The sequence below is a fragment of the Candidatus Andeanibacterium sp. genome (assembly GCF_057143545.1).
Window position 1 is genome coordinate 1 of the sequence record NZ_DBNHSF010000171.1, and the last position, 20,181, is coordinate 20,181.

At 63.3% G+C, this 20,181-nt stretch carries 20 protein-coding genes; 9 read left to right on the forward strand and 11 right to left on the reverse strand.

Going from position 1 to position 20,181, the window contains the following annotated elements; translation table 11 throughout:
* Positions 1-2,194 (reverse strand): TonB-dependent receptor domain-containing protein (locus AC16XC_RS10035; protein ID WP_484034516.1); only part of this gene is annotated, 2,194 nt, incomplete at its 3' end.
* A gap of 368 nt (positions 2,195-2,562) precedes the next feature.
* On the opposite strand from AC16XC_RS10035, the gene AC16XC_RS10040 reads away from it, so the two are divergent.
* The 4 genes from AC16XC_RS10040 (at position 2,563) to AC16XC_RS10055 (ending at position 5,426) form a co-directional block, all read left to right on the forward strand.
* On the forward strand, positions 2,563-3,348 hold the full coding sequence (locus AC16XC_RS10040) for an SDR family NAD(P)-dependent oxidoreductase (RefSeq protein ID WP_484034517.1): 786 nt from the start codon (positions 2,563-2,565) through the stop codon (positions 3,346-3,348).
* An 18-nt stretch (positions 3,349-3,366) separates the two neighbouring features.
* The gene (locus tag AC16XC_RS10045; protein ID WP_484034518.1) at positions 3,367-3,987 is read left to right on the forward strand and encodes a TetR family transcriptional regulator; all 621 of its coding nucleotides are present in this window, start codon (positions 3,367-3,369) and stop codon (positions 3,985-3,987) included.
* Positions 3,988-3,996: 9 nt separating this feature from the next.
* Complete coding sequence (gene mtnP / locus AC16XC_RS10050; protein ID WP_484034519.1) at positions 3,997-4,866, forward strand: S-methyl-5'-thioadenosine phosphorylase; 870 nt, start codon at positions 3,997-3,999, stop codon at positions 4,864-4,866.
* A 149-nt stretch (positions 4,867-5,015) separates the two neighbouring features.
* Complete coding sequence (locus AC16XC_RS10055) at positions 5,016-5,426, forward strand: MarR family winged helix-turn-helix transcriptional regulator (protein ID WP_484034520.1); 411 nt, start codon at positions 5,016-5,018, stop codon at positions 5,424-5,426.
* 98 nt (positions 5,427-5,524) lie between these two features.
* On the opposite strand, the gene AC16XC_RS10060 is transcribed toward AC16XC_RS10055, so the two are convergent.
* From AC16XC_RS10060 to AC16XC_RS10090, 7 genes are all read right to left on the reverse strand, one after another.
* The gene (locus tag AC16XC_RS10060) at positions 5,525-6,532 is read right to left on the reverse strand and encodes a type II secretion system F family protein (protein ID WP_484034521.1); all 1,008 of its coding nucleotides are present in this window, start codon (positions 6,530-6,532) and stop codon (positions 5,525-5,527) included.
* Between the two features lie 19 nt (positions 6,533-6,551).
* Entirely contained in the window at positions 6,552-7,523 is a 972-nt protein-coding gene (locus tag AC16XC_RS10065) for a type II secretion system F family protein (RefSeq protein ID WP_484034522.1), read from the reverse strand.
* Positions 7,524-7,612: 89 nt separating this feature from the next.
* Positions 7,613-8,911 (reverse strand): CpaE/TadZ family protein, encoded by a 1,299-nt coding sequence (locus AC16XC_RS10070; protein WP_484034523.1) that lies wholly within the window; start codon positions 8,909-8,911, stop codon positions 7,613-7,615.
* A complete protein-coding gene (locus AC16XC_RS10075) occupies positions 8,911-9,555 on the reverse strand; it encodes a CpaD family pilus assembly protein (RefSeq protein ID WP_484034524.1) in 645 nt (214 codons plus the stop codon). Before AC16XC_RS10075 ends, AC16XC_RS10070 begins: the two co-directional genes overlap by 1 nt.
* A 26-nt stretch (positions 9,556-9,581) precedes the next feature.
* Positions 9,582-11,099 (reverse strand): type II and III secretion system protein family protein, encoded by a 1,518-nt coding sequence (locus tag AC16XC_RS10080; protein WP_484034525.1) that lies wholly within the window; start codon positions 11,097-11,099, stop codon positions 9,582-9,584.
* A 96-nt stretch (positions 11,100-11,195) separates the two neighbouring features.
* On the reverse strand, positions 11,196-12,269 hold the full coding sequence (gene cpaB, locus AC16XC_RS10085; RefSeq protein WP_484034526.1) for a Flp pilus assembly protein CpaB: 1,074 nt from the start codon (positions 12,267-12,269) through the stop codon (positions 11,196-11,198).
* A 75-nt stretch (positions 12,270-12,344) separates the two neighbouring features.
* Positions 12,345-12,839, reverse strand: a complete 495-nt coding sequence (locus AC16XC_RS10090; RefSeq protein WP_484034527.1) for an A24 family peptidase — start codon at positions 12,837-12,839, stop codon at positions 12,345-12,347.
* Between the two features lie 13 nt (positions 12,840-12,852).
* On the opposite strand from AC16XC_RS10090, the gene AC16XC_RS10095 reads away from it, so the two are divergent.
* The 3 genes from AC16XC_RS10095 to AC16XC_RS10105 are packed head-to-tail and all read left to right on the forward strand — an operon-like array spanning position 12,853 to position 15,231.
* The gene (locus AC16XC_RS10095; protein ID WP_484034528.1) at positions 12,853-13,905 is read left to right on the forward strand and encodes an alpha/beta hydrolase; all 1,053 of its coding nucleotides are present in this window, start codon (positions 12,853-12,855) and stop codon (positions 13,903-13,905) included.
* Entirely contained in the window at positions 13,902-14,996 is a 1,095-nt protein-coding gene (locus AC16XC_RS10100; protein ID WP_484034529.1) for an NAD(P)/FAD-dependent oxidoreductase, read from the forward strand. Before AC16XC_RS10095 ends, AC16XC_RS10100 begins: the two co-directional genes overlap by 4 nt.
* Before the next feature lie 58 nt (positions 14,997-15,054).
* Entirely contained in the window at positions 15,055-15,231 is a 177-nt protein-coding gene (locus tag AC16XC_RS10105; RefSeq protein ID WP_484034530.1) for a YegP family protein, read from the forward strand.
* A 14-nt stretch (positions 15,232-15,245) separates the two neighbouring features.
* Here the strand turns inward: AC16XC_RS10105 and rnhA are convergent, their stop codons facing one another.
* The 3 genes from rnhA to ispH are packed head-to-tail and all read right to left on the reverse strand — an operon-like array spanning position 15,246 to position 17,651.
* Positions 15,246-15,686: a ribonuclease HI gene (rnhA, locus tag AC16XC_RS10110; RefSeq protein ID WP_484034531.1), complete on the reverse strand. Its 441-nt coding sequence runs from the start codon at positions 15,684-15,686 to the stop codon at positions 15,246-15,248.
* Positions 15,687-15,700: 14 nt separating this feature from the next.
* Positions 15,701-16,663: a homoserine kinase gene (gene thrB / locus AC16XC_RS10115; protein ID WP_484034532.1), complete on the reverse strand. Its 963-nt coding sequence runs from the start codon at positions 16,661-16,663 to the stop codon at positions 15,701-15,703.
* Positions 16,664-16,670: 7 nt separating this feature from the next.
* On the reverse strand, positions 16,671-17,651 hold the full coding sequence (gene ispH / locus AC16XC_RS10120) for a 4-hydroxy-3-methylbut-2-enyl diphosphate reductase (RefSeq protein ID WP_484034533.1): 981 nt from the start codon (positions 17,649-17,651) through the stop codon (positions 16,671-16,673).
* Positions 17,652-17,725: 74 nt separating this feature from the next.
* Here ispH and AC16XC_RS10125 point away from each other — a divergent pair, with 74 nt between their 5' ends.
* Positions 17,726-18,373: a hypothetical protein gene (locus AC16XC_RS10125; protein WP_484034534.1), complete on the forward strand. Its 648-nt coding sequence runs from the start codon at positions 17,726-17,728 to the stop codon at positions 18,371-18,373.
* Between the two features lie 62 nt (positions 18,374-18,435).
* Positions 18,436-20,181, forward strand: coding sequence for an arginine--tRNA ligase (gene argS / locus AC16XC_RS10130; RefSeq protein WP_484034535.1), 1,746 nt, complete (start codon positions 18,436-18,438; stop codon positions 20,179-20,181).

A 20,181-nucleotide genomic window follows, 5' to 3' on the forward strand; every position in this document is an offset into this window, starting at 1 on the left:
CTTCGATGCCGGCCCCGGTATGGTCTCCCGGAACGCCGTCGGCGGCGCAGTTGTTTGCAAACTGCTGCGAGATCGCGCCGTCCGCGAGATTGTTCGCCCACTGGATACAAGGGTCGATCGACCGCTGGTCGAGGAACGACACCTGGTTGGCAAGGAATTGCTCGAACAGCGCAGGTGCGCGGAACGAAGTGCCATAGGTGCCGCGGAAACGAAGCCAGTCGGTGACAGCCCAGTCACCCGTGAACCGGTAGGTCCAGTTCCCGTTATCCTCGTCGGTTAAACCGTCCGAAGCGCGCGTGGCCTTCACATTGGTGATACGCGCGGCGGCCGTGAGTTCGAGCCGCTCGATGCCGGGAATGTCCGCCAGCAGCGGCACGTTGATTTCGCCGAAGCCTTCGAGCGTCTGGGTCTTGCCGGCGGTGATACCGCTGGTCGAACCGCCCCACACGTTTGCGGCCAGCGATACGTGCCCCGGCGTGTCATTGATTTCGTCCTCGCGGTAATTGCCGCCAAGCGCGACTCCGAACGGACCGCCCGGAAGCTCGAACACTTCGCCGCTGACAATGCCTTCGACATACCACTGGGTATAGACCGTGTTGCCGGTTTCGGTGTCGGTCAGGAAATTCAATTCCTCGGCGTTGAAATCGCCATACATCACGCGCGGGGAATACCAGTCGACATCGACGCAGGGTCGGTTGCTGACTGGAGTTATGTTTCCGGCGCAGGGAGCATCGGTGAACACGCCGCGGAAATCCTGCGTGTCGATCGCATCCTGCAGCACGCGCTGGTCGGTATAATCGCCATCCGACCGCGAATACTGGCCGTAAACGTCGAAATTCCAGCTGCCGGTAATGCCGCCGCGAAGCCCGAGGACGCCGCGGTAATAATCGACTTCCTGGCGGCTGTCATACCAGTCGATGAAGGCCGTCGGGCTGTAAAGGGCCGAACCCGAGAAGCCGTTGGCGAGCGGGTCGCCGCCCGGTATTCCGAACAGATCCTGGCCGTCTTCGCCAAAACCGAACTGCCAGACCTGGCCCGACGCATCGTATTCGGTGATACGCTTGTTGTAGAGCAGTTCGGTGTAGATCTCGAGGCCGTAGGCGACCTCATAGGCTGCATCGAGATAGGCCGAATAACGTTCAAGCGCCGGAAAGATGGTGTCGTCGTCCATCAACGGATGATAGTTGTTCTGGAGCGACTGCGAGACCGGATCGTAGCCGACCGGGTACCAACCGTCCGGAATCGACAGCTGGAACGGATCGATCGGGTCCGGAATGTCGTTCAGGTAAAGCCCGAGATTGTCGCCCGGATAGCTGTATTGCAGCAGGTAGATATTGCTTCCGGAAGGATCGGGCGGGAGGTTGCTGCCGTGCGGCGAGTAGTAATAGCTGTAATCATAGGTCCAGATATGGCCCCAGGTCGTGTCGCTATCGCCGTTCGCACAGGCGATTTTACCGGTCCGGGGGTCAACCAGGTCGGCCCGCTCCGTGTAGGTCGTGTCGGTGAAGAAATAGGCCTCCGGGCACCCGAGATATTTGCGATGGCCGCGCTCGAGTTCGTTCTGCCGGTTGAAGTTGCCGGCGATGAGGATGTGGCCGCGGTCGAAGGTCTTGCCGTAGGTAGCCGAAATTGAATACTGCTCGCCGCCGCCATGGACCGTGCCCGAGCCGAACAGGTCGACCTCGATCCCGTCGGTATCGCGCTTGGTGATGAGGTTGACCACGCCGGCGACCGCATCCGAACCGTAGATCGACGAGGCGCCGTCCTTGAGGATGTCGACGCGCTGGACGATCGACTGGGGAAGGACGTTGAGGTCGAAGGACGAAACCGCACCCTGCGTACCCGCCGGGCCGGCACGACGTCCGTTGAGGAGGACGAGGGTACGCTCCGCACCCAGGCCGCGCAGAGACACCGTCTGGGCGCCCTGGCCGCCATTGGTGACATACTGGCTCGACAGGGCGGCGGTAACTTGCGACGAACCGGCCGCGATCGGCGACCCCTGGATCATTTCGCCGGTATCCATCAGGCCCTGCTTGATCGCGAGCTCGGGATCGACGACGGTGATCGGCGCGGGCGACGAAAATTCGTCGCGCGCGATGCGCGAACCGGTCACGATGATCGGCGCATCGTCTTCATCTTCGGCCTCCGCGGCTTCGGTATCGGCGTCGTCCTGCGCGATGGCGGGCGATCCCACCAGCGCGATGGAAAGTGCAATAGGTGCAACGGCACCCCTAAGACGGGCTTGGATTTTCACAGGTCAGTCCCCAATGCAGGCCCGGCCCAGTGCCGGACACGATTTCTGAATCTCCCCCCTCGCTCGCGACAGTACCCTCGCGGACGAGCGGATTTAGCACTCTTGCTGCCTAACACCTGCGGGATGACAGGATTGGTTTCAATTCAAATCATTTTGCGTTGCAAGATTAGTTTCGGGAATGTTGCAATCGAACAACAGTTGCGTTTGTTACGATTTTTCCATTCTCCGCGATCCCTGCTTGACCTGCGGGCCTGGCACGCTTAGCCGATCGGTTAAAACATGCCGATTCCGGCTCATGGGAGGTCGCCTTGCTGATCGACAAGTCCGTTTCCGCCGTCGTTACAGGCGGCGCGTCAGGCCTCGGCGAGGCCACTGCAAGGGCGCTGGCGGCGCGGGGCGCCAGGGTCGCCCTGTTCGACCTCAACGAGCAGCGCGGAGCGGCGGTGGCCGGAGAGATCGGCGGCATCTTCTGCAAGGTCGATGTTTCGGACGAGTTGTCGGTCGATGACGGTTTTGCGAAAGCGCGCGCGGCTCACGGCCAGGAACGGATCCTCGTGAATTGCGCCGGGATCGGAACGATCGGCAAGATCACCAGGCGCGATCGCGAAACCGGCGCAATCAGCCATCTCGACATCGGGAAATTCACCCAGACCTTGATGGTCAACACGGTCGGCAGCTTCATGTGCATGGCCAAGTCCGCTGCGGGAATGATGGCGGATGCCGAACCGTTGACCGATGGCGAGCGCGGGGTGATGGTCAGCACCGCATCGGTCGCGGCGGTCGACGGGCAGATCGGCCAGGTCGCCTATTCGGCCTCAAAGGGCGCGATCGTCGCGATGACCCTGCCGATCGCGCGCGACCTGATGAGCGAGGGCATTCGCGTCAACACCATCCTCCCGGGAATCTTCAAGACTCCGCTGATGGATAACCTGCCCGAGGCGGCGCAGGAATCGCTCGCCGCGCAGGTGCCGTTTCCCAAGCGGCTCGGCCACCCCGAGGAATATGCCGCGCTGATCGTGCACATGGCCGAGAACACCTATTTCAATGCCGAACATGTCCGGCTTGATGGTGGCATCCGGATGGGCCCTCGATAGTTGGGGCGGGTTGGGGGCATGTCGGCTCTTCCAACAGGACAGCTCGATGCTCGCGAGCAATTGCTCGCGACAGCTTCGCGGCTGATGCGCGAAAACGACACGATCGACGTTTCCCTGTCCGAATTGAGCAAGGCCTCCGGTCTCAATTCCGCGCTGGTCAAATATTACTTCGGGAACAAGGGCGGGCTGATGCGCGAATTGCTGGCGCGCGACATGCTCGGGGTCTCGGAAGGGCTCGGGAAGCTGACCGGGACAGAGCTCGATCTCGAGGCCAGGTTCCGGATGCATATTGGCGACGTGGTCGATACGCTTTACCGCAAGCCTTATCTGGTGCGGTTGATGATCCAGCTCCTGCACGAGAGCACCCCGAGCGAGTCGAAGCGCTTGGCAGACGATTACCTCAGGCCGATCTACGATACCTACGACCAGCTGATCGGGGAGGGGATCGAAGCCGGCATTTTCCGTCCGGTTGACCCGACGATGTTCTTTTTTACCCTTGTGGGCTCGGCCGACCGGTTCTTTGCCGCGCGAGTCTTCCTGCAATATTGCTTCGGCGAGGATTCATTGACCGAGGAACTGCGCGACCGCTATCGAGCGCATGCCGTCGATTTCATCATGGCGGGGCTGCTCAAGACCTAGGAACGCGCAATGTCCGCACAATGGCATATCGGTGTGGTTGGCGGGACCGGCCTCTACGACGCCGATATCCTCGAAGATGCCCAGCAGATCCCTGTGCAAAGCAGCTTTGGCGAGCCTTCCGGCCCGGTCACCACCGGCAGGATCGGCGATGTTCGTTTCACCTTCATGCCGCGCCACGGAATCGGCCACAGCATACCGCCCGACCGGATCAACTACCGCGCCAATATCGAGGTACTCAAACGCTGCGGGGTTACCGATATCGTGTCCGTTTCCGCGATCGGTTCGCTGCGCGAAGAGCTGGCCCCAGGAGAATTCGTGCTGGTCGACCAGCTGATCGACCGGACCGTTGCGCGCGAGAGCAGTTTTTTCGGTACCGGGCTGGTCGCCCATGTCAGTTTCGCCGATCCGGTTTGCCCGCGCCTGTCGGATCTGGTCGCGGCGGCGGCAACGAAGTCCGGCGCCAGGCTGCACAAGGGCGGATGCTATGTCGCGATCGAAGGCCCGCAATTCTCGACCCGCGCCGAGAGCCGGATGTACCGCGAATGGGGAGCGGACGTGATCGGGATGACGGCGATGCCCGAAGCCCGGCTCGCCCGCGAAGCGGAGCTTCCCTATGCCTTGCTGGCGATGGTAACCGATTACGACAGCTGGCGCGACGCCGAGGAGGGGGCGGATGTCGCGCAAATTCTCAAAGTGCTCCACGCCAATTCGGAGAAGGCGCGCAAGACACTGGTCGCATTGGCCGGGTCGCTTCCCGAACAGCGCGAACCCAGTCCGATCGAAACAACGCTCGACGGCGCGATCCTGACGGCCCCCGAACGGCGCGATCCGGACAAGCTGATCCAGCTGCGAACCATCCTCTCCCGGGTGAACGGCTAGAGACGGACATTTCTGTCCGGCCAGGTGTCCGTGTTCGTATCGGAGCTTGCAAAGCGTGACTGCGGATAGTTACAGATTGCAACGATATGAGCACGACTCCACGATTGTCAGACTTCCTGCCCTATATGCTTTCGGTGACATCGAATGCCGTGAGCGGCCGCATCGCGCAGGAATACCGCGAGCGTTTCGGGCTGAATGTCCCCGAATGGCGGGTGATGGCCGTGCTGGGCGACACGGGAGAAATGACCCAGCGCGAGCTGACGGCCTTTACTCTGATGGACAAGGTTGCGGTCAACCGGGCGTGCAAGGAACTCGAAGAGCGGGGCCTGGTCGCGCGCCAGCCGAATGCCAATGACGGGCGCTCTCACCTGCTGACCCTGACCGACGAGGGCCACCGGATGCATGGCGAAATCATGCCCCTGGCGCTCGAGATGGAGCGCCGCCTGTTCTCGAAGTTCAACGAGGATGAAATCGAAACCTTCCGGGCGCTGCTGTTGCGGGTGAAGGAAGAGGTCCGCGATCTCCACGCCGAAGGGATCGACAGCGGCAATTACGACTAGGTCGCTCAAGCCGGATGCGGGAAGGGCCCCGATCCCATAGGGATCGAGGCCCTTTTTTTTGCGTCCCGGTTTCGCTCCCGGCCGAGTGGCCGGATCGCTTACCGTCCCGGCTTTGCCGCAAACGCGTCGCTGATCGAACACGCGGCCGGGCCGAGAATGACGATGAACAACACCGGCAGGATGAACAGGATCAGCGGGACAGTCATGATCGCGGGCAGGCGCGCTGCCTTCTCCTCCGCGCGCATCATGCGCTCGTTGCGGAATTCGGCGGAAAGCACACGCAGCGCCGAAGCCAGCGGAGTACCGTAGCGTTCGGTCTGGATCATGGTTGTGACCACGCCGCGCACTGCTTCGAGATCGACGCGATAGGCGAGGTTTTCGAATGCCTGGCGACGTTCGGTGAGGAACGACAACTCGATCGCGGTCAGGGCGAATTCATCGCCCAGGTCGGGATAGGCGCGGCCCAGTTCCTTGGCGACGCGGTTGAACGCAGCATCGACCGTCAGGCCGGCCTCGGCACAAATTACCAGCAGGTCGAGCGCATCGGGCAGGCCCTTGCGGATCACGGCAGTGCGCTTCGAAACCTGGTTGCTGAGCCAGATGTCCGGCCCCTTGTACCCCAGCACGACCATGGCCGCGAACGCCGCAAAGCGCTTGAAGCTGCCCCAGTCGGGGAAGGTGTTGGTCCAGTAGATCAGCACGACGCCAATCAGGCCGAGCACCACGGGCAGGACCAGCCGGCCGAAGATGATCGCGACCGCCCATTCCTTGTTGCGGTACCCTGCCTGGGCCAGCCTTTGCTGGGCTTGCTTCAGCTGACTGTCCTGAAGGACTTTCATGCCCTTCAAGGCGTCCTTCATCTTGTCGGTGGTTTCGGTCTTGCGGATCAGGCTGGCGCGCTTCTTCGAACCGGCGGTGATGATCCCGGCCTTGAGTTCCTCGCGGCGCTCGTTGAGCGCCTTGACCCGCTTGGCCATCGGGTCCTTGACCGTGACCGCGGCATAGATCGCCAGCATCACGGCCGCGGCGGCGATCCCGGCAAGGATCGTGCCGACGAGGATGACGTCGAAGCCGAGAAGCGTAGGGCCGGTTGGTTGGGTAAGCATGTTGTTCGTCCGCCCCCGATCAGATTTCGAAACTTACCATCTTGGCCATGATCAGCGCGCCGATCGACATCCAGACGATGCCGCCAAGACCTGCCACGATCAGCCGATCGTCTTCGAAAAAGCCGCCGATATAGGACGGGTTGATCCACCAGATCATGCCGAACACGATATAGGGCAGCGATCCGACGATGTAGGCCGACGCCTTCGATTCCGAGCTCATCGCCTTGATCTTGAGCTTCATCTGCGAACGCTTGCGCAAGACGTCGGCAAGGTTCGAGAGCGTCTCGGCCAGATTGCCGCCGGTCTCGCGCTGGATGGCGAGAGTAATGGTGAAGAACTGGAATTCCGGCGTACCGAGCCGGTCAGCCGTTACCTGGAGCGATTCCTCCATCGTCCGGCCGATCTTGATGCGCTCGACGATCGCCTTGAATTCCTCGCCGACCGGGCCGGGCACTTCGGATGCCACCACCGAGAGCGTTTCCGTCACCGGCAGGCCCGAACGCAAACCGCGCACCAGCAGTTCGATTCCGTCCGGGAATTTGGCGTTGAAGGCGTTGGTCCGGCGCTTGATGAACCAGCTGACGACCATGTGCGGAATCCCGAGGCCGAACAACAGGCCGATCGCCAGCGACAGGATCACTGCCCCCGACCGAAGGTAGATCACAATCGCAAATGCCAGCGACAGGCCCAGCGAAGTGTACATGTATTGTGAAAGGGTCCAGCCCTTGCCGGTCCGGTGAAGGCGCACGGCAAGCGCTTCGACTCGCGAACCGGAGCCGGCGATCTTGTGCATCTTGGGCTTGCGCGCCGCGATCGCCTTCTTGAGCTGGCTTTCGACCTTGTTGTCGACGCTTTCGGAGTGCCGGTAGCGCAAGCCCTGGAGGCGACGGTGCGCTTCCTTTGCCGGGCTGGGACCGGTCAAGGCCATATAGCCGAGCACCAGAACCGCCATCAATCCTGCTGCGAACAGCACAAGCTGGATCATGCTCATCTCGACATATGCCTTTCCAAACTCTTCAACTCATTGCGAGGGAATCCGGCAGCCGGGTCATGCGCGTCCCGGCTGCCGCCCCCCTCGGATCATTCGACAGGTTCTTCGACCTGCTCAGCGCCCTGACGCTTGTCCTTTTTCGGTATGATCGACTTGAGATCGAACTTGCCGAGGAGCGACTTGTTGCCGGCTTCGGAGATGTCGCCGCCGTCTTCTTCGCCGGTTCCGATGATCGCCTTGGCGACTTCGCGCATCACCGCGCTCGCCTTGCTCGAGCGGCTGGCGTCGACAAAGGTCTGTCCCAGCTTGGCAGAGTTGGCGGCGGCCTTCTGGTCGAACGGGATCGAGAAGTTGATCTTGCGCTCGATCGAGGCCTCGAAATCGGGCCTGCTGATTTCCTGGACGCCCGACTGGACCTTGTTGGCCACGACCAGCGGCTGGGCATGCGGCGCGTTGGTCTTGAGCCAGGAAAGGATGCGGATTGCATCGCGTGCCGAGGCCAGCGTCATTTCGGTAGCAAGCAAAACGACATTCACGTCTGCCAGCAGATGCGGGAAGTTGATCAGCATGTTGCGGGGCAGGTCGATCACCGTCATTTCGAATGCCTGGCGGAACTCTTCCTCCAGCTGGACGAAGGCGGACCCGTCGGTCATCAAGGGCGAATTGATCGGCGCTTCGGCCGAGAGAATCGCGAGATTGTCGTTCGCGCGGATCATCGCGCGCTCGATAAACAGCCCGTCGATGCGGCTCGGATTGTCGATCGCGTCGGTCAGGCCACGGCCGGGCTCGAGATCGAGCGCCAGCGCGCCGGTGCCGAAATGGACGTCGAGGTCCAGGAGGGCAGTCGGCATCTTGTGGTCCGAGCTGAACAGCCATGCAAGCGAGGTTGCCAGCGTCGAAGCGCCGACCCCGCCGCGGGTGCCGACGATGGCCGTCGAGATATGCCGCTTGGCGGCCTGGCCTTCGTTGTTCTTGGGTGCGGCGAACACGGCCTGTGCCTGGACCAGCGCGTCACGCACCTGGCCGGCCGAAAGCGGCTTCAACAGGTAATCGTGAATGCCGCTCGCCAGCAGGTCGCGATAGAGGCGCACGTCGTTTACCTGGCCGATCGCGATCACCACCGTGCCGGGCTCGCAAACCTCGGCGAGGGCGTTGATGTCGTTCAGCGGATCGCCGGATTCGGACAGGTCGACCATCAGAATGTTCGGGCTCGCCGAGATCGAAAGCGACTGGATGGCGTTGCGAAGCCCGCCCTTGGCGCACTTCTCGGGCTGCCAGCCCATTTCGATCACGACCGGACGCAGCACGTCGAGCGCGCTTTCGTCGCAGATGAAGGCGGCGAACGGATCGCGTCCGTTCGAGGAACCGGGTTTCCAGGGGGCGTTCATTAGTTTCCTCCTCCACCTGCGCCAGATGCGCTGGATACTGAACTCAGGGTGCCGGTTCCGGTCGGCTTCTGGTCGCGATAGGTTTCGATCGCCTTCGTCGAAGTCATGATCACGGTCTCGCCGGTGCCGGTCTGGCCGTGGATCAGGTCTTCCGGATTGGCGACCATGGCAGCGAGATTGCCGTTGACCGAACAGCCGAAGCCGTCATGCGTCGCATTGCTGTAATTGACGGCGTTCTTGCCCTCCCAGTCCGGGCAGCCCGGGACATGGGCGGATGAACGCGTGACGACGATCCGGGCCGTGCCCGGCTGGAGCATTCCGGGCGTGACCGGAGCGACGTCGCTGACGAGAATCCCGAAGCGTCCGGCGATCTCCGAGACCGCATCGCGCGTCGCAACGCTCGAGAGAGGATCGTCGATCGAGACGCGGTCGCCATACCCCAGGTCGATGGTTTCGAACCAGTCTTCCAGGCGGTTCTGTTCCGGGATCGGGAGTCCGCCCGAACTGGTGTTCAGGTCGAGCACGAAATTGGAGCGCTCCACCAGCGGTTGGCGCACCGAGTCGAGCGACCGGTTTTCGGTCGGCCCCATGCAGCCGGCAAGCGACAGCCCCAGCACGATGGCCGCGAAGGCCGGTTTGGTCATAGGGATGGACATCCTGTTCACCTTTCTCACTTGAGGCTGAAGCCGGGGGTTGGATTTGCTGCGGCCTGCTTGTCATCATTGCCGCGGCCCTCGGCAAATGCCTCGGCCGGCAAGGTCGACTGATCGTCAAGGCTCACCTGGGGCGGCGGCGCTTCCTCGCCGACCGCGGTCGGCTTGGGTCGATCGCCGCCACTCACGCCGTCCTGTTCCATATTGCCCAGATATTGCTGAAACGCGGTCGGGGCACGGAAGCCGTCGGTCGGCAGGATGATGTCGTTCGCGTCCACCGGGTTCACCAGGTACGGCGTGACGATGATCACCAGCTCGGTCTGGCCCTTGCGGAATTCCTGCGACTTGAAGAGATTGCCGATGATCGGCAGGTCGCCGAGGACCGGGGCCTTGTCGATCGATGACTGGGCATTATTGCTCAGCAATCCGGCGATCATGAACGCCTGTCCCGAGCCGAGTTCGATCGTCGTTTCCGCACGGCGGATGGTCATGCCGGGGATCTGGAAGCCGTTGATCGTCACGGCGCCCTGGCTCGAAAGTTCGGACACTTCCGGACGAACCCGGATCGAGATCCGGCCATTGGCCAGGACGGTGGGAGTGTAAGACAGGCTTACCCCATATTTACGATACTGGATCGAAGTGCTTCCCAGGCCCTGGCTGATCGGGATCGGGAATTCGCCGCCGGCAAGAAACTCGGCGGTCTCGCCCGACAATGCGGTCAGGTTGGGCTGCGAGAGAGTGGTAACGAGGCCGTTACGCTCGGCCAGGTCGAGTGCGCCCGCAAGGTCGAGACCGAGCAGGCTGCCGATACCGCCGATAGTCGCCCCAGTCGAATTGGGGACGATGACATTGGTGCCTTCGCCTCCTTCCGTGCCGGTCGACAGGCCCGGAGCTCCGAGGGTCCAGTTCGGGAGGAAATTGCGGCCGTTGCCGAGCGCGAACTGGAAGCCGCCCGATGTGTCGAAGGTGGAAAGGTTGCCGCCCAGCGAACGCACCAGCGAACGGCTGACTTCGGCGAACTTGACCTGCAAATTGACCTGCAGCGGGGTTGCCGTCTTCATCCGCGAAATGACATTCATGCCTTCGCCGACGAAGGCCGATACCAGGCGCTCCGCTTCCGATGCGTCTTCCGGTGCGGCCACGGTCCCGGTCAGGAGCACGGTGTTGGTACCCATGGTCGCAACCGAGATCTTGGCTTCGGGCATCGCCAGGGCAAGCATCTGGTCGATGCTCGAAATATTCGAGCCGACCCGGACGTTCACGGCCCAGATGATCTCGCCGGCCGCGTCGCTCGCATAGAGAGTGGTCTCGCCGCCGGACTTGCCGAAGATGTAGAGCTGGCGCTGGGATTTGACCTGGACATCGGCGATCGCGTCGTTGGCGATGAAGATGTCGGCCATGTTACCCGGCACGGTGACCAGCTGGCCCTGGCCGATCGATACGACGATATCGCTCGAAGGCTGCATGACCGACTGGGCATTGGCCGTGCCGGCCGGCATCGAGGCCAGGGGCAGTGCGGCGCACGCCGCGGTCATCAAAGTTGCAATCAGGCGGCGTTTCATGGCTGTGCCCCTCGTTTGAAACGTGTTTGCGCTGCGGCGGTTCGATTTCGTGTTCATGGTCATGAGCCTCTAGAGGACGAGCGTGGCGCCGGCCGCGGGAAGGATATCGGCGGTGTTCTGGAAGCCTTCGGCCTCGTCCTGGAGCAGCGCGCTGGTTCCGCGACCGACCCGGACCGATTGGGTGTTGCCACCGCGATTGATCCGAACCACGGGCGGCTGGGCCCGGCGGACAGTCGATCCGCCGCTACCGGGTGCGGCGGCCTGCTTGACAGGCTTGGGACTCTGCTGGAAGCGCGAGACATCGCCGCCGGTCACGAAGGTCGTTGCACCATCGACCGGGCGATTGATTGCCGCCGCGAGGAGCATGTCCTCTTCGGCCTTGCTGATCCCGTTGGGGATGTCGACCGCACCCGAGGCGATCGCCTGCTCGAGCTGGACCGCATTGTCGGCAATCGAGCGCAGCGACAGGCTGAGCGTACCCATGGTCTGGGCCACGGAGACCTTTTCGGCGATGCGCGGGGTGACCTCGAGGGTGACCGTGCGGAAAGCGCGGACAACGGTCTTGCCGTCGGCGGTATGCACCGTTTCGGTCGACTGGTCGGTCGCCAGCACGCGCAGGTTCTGGAGAATCGTTTCCGAGACCTTGAGTGCTTCGCCGCTCTGGCCCTTGACGTTCTGGGTCAGGACCAGGTCGACCTTGTCGCCCGGGAAGACGAAGCCGCCCACGCCGGTCTTGGCCGACACAGGGACAGTGACTGCACGCATGCCCGGCCCGAGCGCGGCGGCGAGGAAGCCGCTGTCGCCCGGCTTGACCAGCGCCCCGCGAGTTACCGGCTCGCCGGCCGTGATCGGGTGGCGGACCACGGTGCCGAGCAACTGCTGCTTGTTGGACTGGCCGGTCACGTAATAGGCGTTGCTGACCATTTCCTTCGGCCAGGCCTGGTAGGCCACGGCATCGGCGGTGATGATCGTGCCGACCGGCAGGCTGCGTTGTGCAACCAGCACTTTGGGGCCTTCGGCTTTCTTGGGCGCGGCCTGCGTCTGCGGTGCCGCGGCACCGGCAAACATGCTCCGGGCTGCCAGGGCGGTACCGATCGCAATGACCAGTGCCCCAATCAGCAAAATCAGCTTCTTCCTGTCCATGGTGCGTCAAGCCCCCTCATTGGCCGATAGGAATTACAGTCAAAACATCTTCGGCCGGATTGGTTAAAATCAGGTTCACCCCAGACTGCCTGCTCCCGCGGAAACAGCCGGTAGGTAATTCGTGCCGAGCACCCAGAGCCCGGCGGCGGCGATGGCGACCCCGTACGGGATCGCCAGCTTGTCGGTCTGGCGACGCATCACGTGCCAGGATCCGAGAGCGATGGTGAGCACTCCGCCCAGCAGCGCCATGATGACCAGCAGCTGCAGGAAGTGGATCGGCTGGACCCACAGGGCGAGAGCGGTGAGCAATTTGACGTCGCCGCCACCCATTGCGCGGATCGCGAACAGGGCGGCAAGGACGACGAAGGCGCCAAGCGCGACGCCGAGCTGGATCGCGATGTCCGGCCACAGCGAATAGCCGCTGGCGATCCAGAACAGGGGTGCGCAAAGAGCGATTGCACCATTCAGCCAATTGGCGATCTGGCGCGAACGGATATCGGTAAAGGCTGCTGCAAGGAGCATGATTGCCAAGGCGGCAAGCAAACCGTACTGGAAATAGATGCCCTGCATGTGAGCCCCCCGGGTGAACCCTGGGAAGCTTGGTACTGGAGAGGGCTTACCAAAAAGTAACCACGGGCAGGAGGCTGGTATTAGCCAAGCAAGCGAAAGAGGCAGGACCGCTTTCGATCGGCGGGCGATCCCGCCCGATGCGGTCGAAGGTTTCTGGCACGCCTCCGACGGCCATCCGATCAGGCGGATCGATTGGCCGCTGCCTCCCCAGGGCGTCCGCGGATCGATCCTGTTTCTTCCCGGACGGGGCGACAATTACGAGAAGTATCTCGAGACCCTGGATCATTGGGCAAGGGCAGGCTGGCGGGTCTCCGCGTCGGACTGGCGCGGTCAGGCCGGCTCTGGCCGTCTCGGCAATGACGCAGTGACCGGCCATGTCGACGATTTTGCGGTCTGGATCGCCGACCTCGCCCATTTCTGGAAACAGTGGACCCTCGAAACCCCGCCGCCGCATGTGCTTGTCGGTCATTCGATGGGCGGACATCTCGTATTGCGCGCCGCGGCGGAAAAGGCGGTTACGCCCGACGCTCTGGTGTTGTCGGCGCCGATGCTGGGCTTCCACCCTGCCTTCGTGCCCGATGCCATCATGCACGCCTTTGCGCGATTCATGTCGGCTATCGGCGATCCGCGCCGGCCGGCCTGGAAGTGGAGCGAGAAGCCAGGCGAGGTCCCGGCCGGGAGGGAGGACCTGCTGACCCACGACAAGCTCCGCTATGCCGACGAGCAATGGTGGCGCGATCACCGCCCCGAACTGGCGATGGGGCCCGGCAGCTGGGGCTGGGTCGAACGCGCCTATGCCTCGAAACGGAAACTGGAAACGCCCGGCCTGCTCGAAAGTCTCGAGGCACCCGTCTATGTCATTGCGACCGATAACGACAAGCTCGTCGACTATCGCTCGACCGAGCGCGCGGTCCGGCGCTTGCCGCGCGGCGAGCTGTTCCTGTTCGGCAAGGAAGCACACCACGAAATCCTGCGCGAGGTCGACCGAATTCGCGATCTCGCGCTTGAAGGGATCGACGGGTTCCTCGACAATGTCGCCGAGCGATACGAAGCCCGCACCAATTGACCGAGAAATTCGACATTGCCATCGTCGGCGCAGGCATTGCCGGGGCCAGCCTTGCGGCCGAACTTGCGCCGCACGGGAAAGTCGTGCTGCTCGAAGCGGAAGAGCGGCCCGGCTACCATGCGACCGGCCGCTCGGCAGCGTTCTGGGCGGAAACCTACGGCGGACCGGATGTCCAGCCGCTCACCAGCGCCTCGGGGCCTTGGCTCGCCGAGAAAGGCTTCCTCGGCGATCGCGGCGCATTGACGCTCGCGCGCGCGCGCGACGAAGAGAGGGTGGAGAGCTTCCTGGCGGAGTTTGCCGACAAGGGTGTGCGGGTCGAGCGGCTCGATCGCAGCGCGCTCGAGGCGGCCCTTCCGGGCGTTCGCGAGGATTGGGTTTCGGGGATCGCCGAGCCCGACTGCAAGGACATCGATGTCGGCGGCCTGCACCAGTGGTATCTGGGCGAGGCGAAGCGCGCGGGCGCCGAAATGCGTTGCAGGGCTGCACTGGTCTCCGCGACCCGCGCGGGATCATGGTCGCTCGAGACGGCCGACGGCGGACGCATATATTGCGATATCCTGGCCAATGCCGCGGGGGCATGGGCCGACAGTGTCGCCGAAATGGCCGGCGTCAGGCCGATCGGGATCACGCCGATGCGGCGCACGATCGCGCAGTTGCGGGTCGATCCCCGGCCGCCGGAAAATCTCCCGCTGGTGCTCGACATCGCCGGAAGTTTCTATTTCAGGCCGGAGAGCGGCAGGCTCTGGCTCAGCCCGCACGACGAAACCCCCAGCCCGCCCTGCGACGCCGCACCGGAAGAGATCGACATCGCACTCGCGATCGACCGCTTCGAAAGTGCGGTCGACTGGCGGGTCGAGCGGGTCGAGCACAAATGGGCGGGCCTGAGGAGCTTCGCGCCGGACCGCCTGCCGGTCTACGGCCGGGATCCCGGTCAGCCGGCCTTCTTCTGGTTCGCGGGGCAGGGCGGCTTCGGAATCCAGACGGCGCCTGCCGCCGCCCGGCTGGCCGCGCAGTTGCTTCTCGGCCTTCTTCCTGACGACCTCACCCGGGATCTCGATCCCGAACTCTATCAGGCCCGTCGCTTTGTCTAGCCTATCGGGATTTTGCCGCTAATGTGGCAAGGCAATCCATGAACCAGGAGAACGGCCGATGGCTCATACTTTCGAGATCTACAAGGACAAGAAGGGCGAATTCCGCGTCCGTTTCAAATACAATTCCGAGGTCATGTTCGCGACCGAGGGCTATTCATCGAAGGACAGCGCCAGGAACGCGATCAAGTCCATCATCAAGAATGGGCCGGGTGCAGAGATCGTCGATAACAGCTAGGCTGAATTGACAGGTCAAGCTGCCGCCGCTCGTTCGGCGGCCGCGCTGGCCAGTGCATCGACGCGCTCGTTCTCGGGGTGGCCGTCATGCCCCCTGACCCAGGTCCAGTTGATCTCGTGCGGCGCGGCCGCCTCGATCAGCTCGTGCCACAAGTCTGCATTGCGGACCGGCTTCCTGCTCGCGTTCTTCCAGCCCCGTTTCTGCCAGCCCTCGATCCACTTGGTCATCCCGTCGATAACATATTTGCTGTCCGAATGAAGATCGACGATACATGGCCGGGTCAGCGCCCTGAGCGCGCGAATGACGGCCTGCATCTCCATCCGGTTGTTGGTCGTATCGGGTTCGGAGCCCGACAATTCCTTCTCGTTCCTGCCAAGGCGCAACAGCGCCGCCCAGCCGCCTGGGCCGGGATTGCCCTTGCAGGCTCCATCGGTAAAGATCTCTACCCGTTGCATGTCTTTCCCATTGCTCAGCGCCCGAACGTCGAGGCCCCCTGTTGTTTGTAGAAGGTAAGGCGGCGGGCGAAATCCAGCGGGTCCTTTCGGGTCACCATCGCATCATCGGGCGTGTGCAACCAATCCTCCGCCCGGGTGAGGAGGAAGCGCAGGCACGCGCCCCGGGCCAGCACCGGCAGGGCGTCGGTCTCGGCTAGCGACAGCTGGCGGACGGATCGGTAGCCGGCGACCAGCGCCTCGCCTATATCCGGACGGAAGCCGCGGCCCTTGGCGTCGAAACACCAGGCGGCATGGGTCACGGCCAGGTCGTACGCGGTGATATCGTTGCAGGCGAAATAGAAGTCGATCAGGCCGGTGACCCTATCGCCCATCATCAGGACATTATCGGGGAACAGGTCGGCATGGACAACCGAATGCGGAAGCGCATCGGGCCAGTTCGCAGCCAGGAATTCCAATTCCTCCCGCACCAGCGCGGGCAGCGACGGATCGATCCGCGAGAGCCCGCTATCCCCGCACTCATCGGCCATTGCCTGCCAGCTCGCCGGGCCGAGGTCGTTGGGTCGTACCATGCCGAAATCGGCCGAAGCCAGGTGGATTCCGGCAAGCGCGGCGCCGACCGAGTGCGCCTGCGCCGGTTCCGGGTGATCGAGCGAGACGCCGGGCAGGAATTCGATCAATGCGACCGCCTTGCCTTCGAGCATTCGAAAAGCATCGCCGTTGCGGTCATGGATGGTCCTGGGGACCGGACAATTGCTGGCGGAAAGATGGTCGAGCAGGCCAAGGAAGAAGGGCAGGTCGGCCAGCGCGATCCGCCGCTCGTACATGGTCAGGATGAAGCGGCCGCTGGTCGTCTCGACCAGCCAGTTCGAATTGGAAACGCCTTCGGCGATGCCCTTGGCCGAGACCAGCTCGCCCACGTCATATTCGCCGATCAACTCGGCCAGGTCCTCGGCACCAAGATGGGTATAGACCGCCAAGTCCCGCCTATTCCTCGTCCGCCAGCTGGCGGGGCAATTTGAAGACCATCTTTTCGATCGTCGTCTCGCGGATTTCCTCCTCGACCTCGCGCCATTGGCCCAGCGCTGCGACAACCTCGCGCACCAGCGCTTCGGGCGCCGATGCGCCCGCGGTCAGTCCCAGCGTGCCGACGCCTTCGAGCCAGGCGGGATCGATGTCCGACCCGCGCTGGATCAGCCGCGCGGTTGTCCCGCAACGTTGTGCGACTTCGACCAGTCGCAGCGAATTCGAACTGTTGGGCGCCCCGATCACCAGCACGAGGTCGCAGCTTTCGGCAATCGCCTTGACCGAGGCCTGGCGGTTAGAGGTTGCGTAGCAGATGTCTTCGGCCTTCGGCCCGACGATTTGCGGAAACCGGTCCCTCAGCGCGTCCACGATCTCGGCGGTATCGTCGACCGAGAGCGTCGTCTGGGTCAGGAAAGCGAGCTCCGCGTCATCCGCAAAATCGAGCTTTGCGACGTCTTCGACCGTCTCGACCAGCGTCATCTCGCCCTCGGGCACCTGGCCGAAGGTCCCGATCACTTCCGGGTGCCCGCGATGCCCGACGAACACGATATGCCGGCCCGCCGCGATCTGCCGTTCGGCCTGGCGGTGGACCTTGCTCACCAGTGGGCAGGTGGCATCGAGCCAGTCGAGCCCGCGTCCGGTTGCTTCGGCCGGAACCGATTTGGGAACGCCGTGCGCGCTGAACACCACCGGCACGCCGTCGGGCACCTCGTCGAGTTCCTCCACGAACACCGCTCCCTTGGCCCTGAGCCCATCGACGACATAGCGATTGTGGACGATCTCGTGGCGGACATAGACCGGGGGGCCATAGCGAGTGAGCGCGCGTTCGACGATCTCGATCGCGCGGTCGACACCCGCGCAGAATCCCCGCGGGGCCGCGATCAGCAGCTTGAGCGGCAGGCGGGTGCCGTCCTGCTGCTGCTTCGGAAAGGGGGCGTTCATGTGCTTCGCTCTAGCTGTTGTCGCTGCGCCGCGAAAGGGCTAGGGCTGCGCCGAAAGATTCACAAGGATACATGATGATTGTTCGCCACCGCCTGTTTGCCGTGATCGCCGCGACCGCCGCGTTGGCGGGATGCAAGTCGCAGGGCGACATCGTTGTCGAACAGGGTGTCGGCATCACCGCCCTGCGCACCGTGTGCCCCGCCGTCGGCATACCTGACTATACCGGCGATATCACCCTGTTCCGGGGCAACGCCCGCACTGCCGATGCGATCGACGTATCTGCCAGCATGACCAACGTCCGCAGCACTTGCGACGATTCGGGCGAGCGGGTCTATTCCGAGGCCAGCTTCGACGTGTTTGCCCGCCGGACCGATACGCGCGGCGCCCGGACGGTGGAGCTGCCCTATTATTCGGCGGTCATCCGGGGCGGCAGCGCGGTCGTTTCCAAGCGGGTCGGGACGATTTCGATCAGCTTTGCCGATGGCCAGGAGCGGGCGGTCGGTAGTGCCAAGGCAGGGGCGTTCGTCGACCGTGCCGAAGCAACCCTGCCGGTGGATATTGTCGACCAGATCAACCGCCGACGACGCTCCGGCGAGGAAGACGCGGCGATCGATCCGCTGACCCTGCCCGAGGTGCGCGCCGCCCTGGCCCGCGCCAATTTCGAGCTGCTGCTCGGCTTCCAGCTGACCGAAGCACAGCTCGCCTACAACGCCACACGTTGAGGCAAAGCCAACCGCGGCGACAGCTTCTTCCGCTTGGCCAGCAAACAGGCTAACGGCCCCAAATGTCCGATACCAAGTCCCTGTTCGCCGTCTTTGCGGCCCATCTTGCGGATGTCCTCGATTCGCTCGAAGCGGACGGCGTGCTGCCTGCCGGCCTGTCGCGCGGCAGTGTCGCGGTCGAGCCGCCGCGCGATCCTTCCCATGGCGACCTCGCAACCAATGCGGCGATGGTGCTGGCGAAGCCCGCAGGCACCAATCCTCGCGACTTGGCCGAAGAGATTGCCGCGAAACTTCGGCAGATCCCGCAGGTGGTCGAAGTTTCGATTGCGGGACCCGGCTTCATCAATCTGCGGCTTGCGGAAAGCGCCTGGACCGACGAACTCAAGGTCGTCGAGGCGCTCGGCGGCGATTATGGCCGTTCGCCGATGGGCGGCGGACGCATGGTCAATGTCGAATATGTTTCGGCCAATCCTACCGGCCCGATGCATATGGGCCATTGCCGGGGCGCGGTGGTCGGCGATGCGTTGGCCACCCTGCTCGAATATGCCGGATACCGGGTTACCCGCGAATATTATGTCAACGATGCCGGGGGGCAGGTCGATACGCTCGCCCGCTCGGCCTATCTCAGATACCGCGAAGCATTCGGGGAAGAGATCGAAATCCCCGAAGGGCTTTATCCCGGGGATTATCTCAAGCCGGTTGGCGAAGCGCTGGCAAGGGAGCTGGGCGACCGGTTCCTGGCCGAACCGGAAGCCGAATGGCTGCCGATATTCCGGGCACATTCGGTTGCGGCGATGATGGACATGATTCGCGCCGACCTGGCCTTGCTCGGCATCAGGCACGATCTCTTTTCATCCGAAGCTGCGATCCAGGCCGCGGGCAAGCCCGAAGCGGCCGAGCAATGGCTGCGCGACCATGACCTTGTCTATGACGGGGTGCTCGAAGCTCCCAAGGGAAAGGCCCCGCCAGAGGATTGGGAACCGGTCGAGCTGCCGCTGTTTCGCTCGACCGGCTTCGGCGACGACCAGGACCGGCCGATCAGGAAGTCCGACGGAACATGGACCTATTTCGGCACCGACCTTGCCTATCACATGGAAAAAGCCGAGCGCTCCGACGAATTGATCGACATCTGGGGTGCCGACCACTCGGGAACGGTCAAGCGGATCAAGGCTGCCGTTGCGGCGCTTAGCCAGGGAAAGGGCAAACCGATCCCGTTCGATGTCAAGCTGGTGCAAATGGTCCAGCTGCTGCGCGGCGGCGAGCCGGCGAAGATGTCCAAGCGCTCGGGCAATTTCGTCACCATCGCCGAGATGGTCGAGGAAGTGGGCAAGGACGTGGTGCGCTTCACCATGCTGACCCGCAAGCCGGAAGCGCAGATGGATTTCGACTTCGTCAAGGTGGTCGAGGCCTCGAAGGACAATCCGGTTTTCTATGTCCAATATGCCCATGCCCGGGTGTGCTCGACATTGCGCAAGTCGGCGGCCGAAGGGATTGTTCCTGCGTCGGACAATCTCGACCTGCTGGGTGAAGTTGAGTTGGGCCTGATCAAGCTGGCCGCGCAGTTCCCACGCTTGGTCGAAGCGGCTGCGGCCGCCCGCGAACCGCACCGGATCGCCTTCTACCTATATGACCTCGCCGCCGAGTTCCATGCCTACTGGAATCTCGGGAATGACGATGCTTCGCAGCGCATCCTGCTGCCGGAAAAGCCGGAATTGACCGGGGCAAGGCTTTTCCTCGCCGCGCAAATCGGGCAAGTCATCCGCAACGGATTGGCCCTGCTTGGGGTGGAGGCAGTCGAGGAACTGTGA

Excerpts from the sequence above, each read along its gene's own strand:
- AC16XC_RS10045 (WP_484034518.1), top strand. The coding sequence starts at position 3,367 with ATGTCGGCTCTTCCAACAGGACAGCTCGATGCTCGCGAGCAATTGCTC.
- mtnP (WP_484034519.1), top strand. The coding sequence starts at position 3,997 with ATGTCCGCACAATGGCATATCGGTGTGGTTGGCGGGACCGGCCTCTAC.
- AC16XC_RS10060 (WP_484034521.1), bottom strand. The coding sequence starts at position 6,532 with ATGCTTACCCAACCAACCGGCCCTACGCTTCTCGGCTTCGACGTCATC.
- AC16XC_RS10065 (WP_484034522.1), bottom strand. The coding sequence starts at position 7,523 with ATGAGCATGATCCAGCTTGTGCTGTTCGCAGCAGGATTGATGGCGGTT.
- AC16XC_RS10070 (WP_484034523.1), bottom strand. The coding sequence starts at position 8,911 with ATGAACGCCCCCTGGAAACCCGGTTCCTCGAACGGACGCGATCCGTTC.
- AC16XC_RS10075 (WP_484034524.1), bottom strand. The coding sequence starts at position 9,555 with ATGACCAAACCGGCCTTCGCGGCCATCGTGCTGGGGCTGTCGCTTGCC.
- AC16XC_RS10080 (WP_484034525.1), bottom strand. The coding sequence starts at position 11,099 with ATGACCGCGGCGTGCGCCGCACTGCCCCTGGCCTCGATGCCGGCCGGC.
- cpaB (WP_484034526.1), bottom strand. The coding sequence starts at position 12,269 with ATGGACAGGAAGAAGCTGATTTTGCTGATTGGGGCACTGGTCATTGCG.
- AC16XC_RS10090 (WP_484034527.1), bottom strand. The coding sequence starts at position 12,839 with ATGCAGGGCATCTATTTCCAGTACGGTTTGCTTGCCGCCTTGGCAATC.
- AC16XC_RS10105 (WP_484034530.1), top strand. The coding sequence starts at position 15,055 with ATGGCTCATACTTTCGAGATCTACAAGGACAAGAAGGGCGAATTCCGC.
- rnhA (WP_484034531.1), bottom strand. The coding sequence starts at position 15,686 with ATGCAACGGGTAGAGATCTTTACCGATGGAGCCTGCAAGGGCAATCCC.
- ispH (WP_484034533.1), bottom strand. The coding sequence starts at position 17,651 with ATGAACGCCCCCTTTCCGAAGCAGCAGCAGGACGGCACCCGCCTGCCG.
- AC16XC_RS10125 (WP_484034534.1), top strand. The coding sequence starts at position 17,726 with ATGATTGTTCGCCACCGCCTGTTTGCCGTGATCGCCGCGACCGCCGCG.
- argS (WP_484034535.1), top strand. The coding sequence starts at position 18,436 with ATGTCCGATACCAAGTCCCTGTTCGCCGTCTTTGCGGCCCATCTTGCG.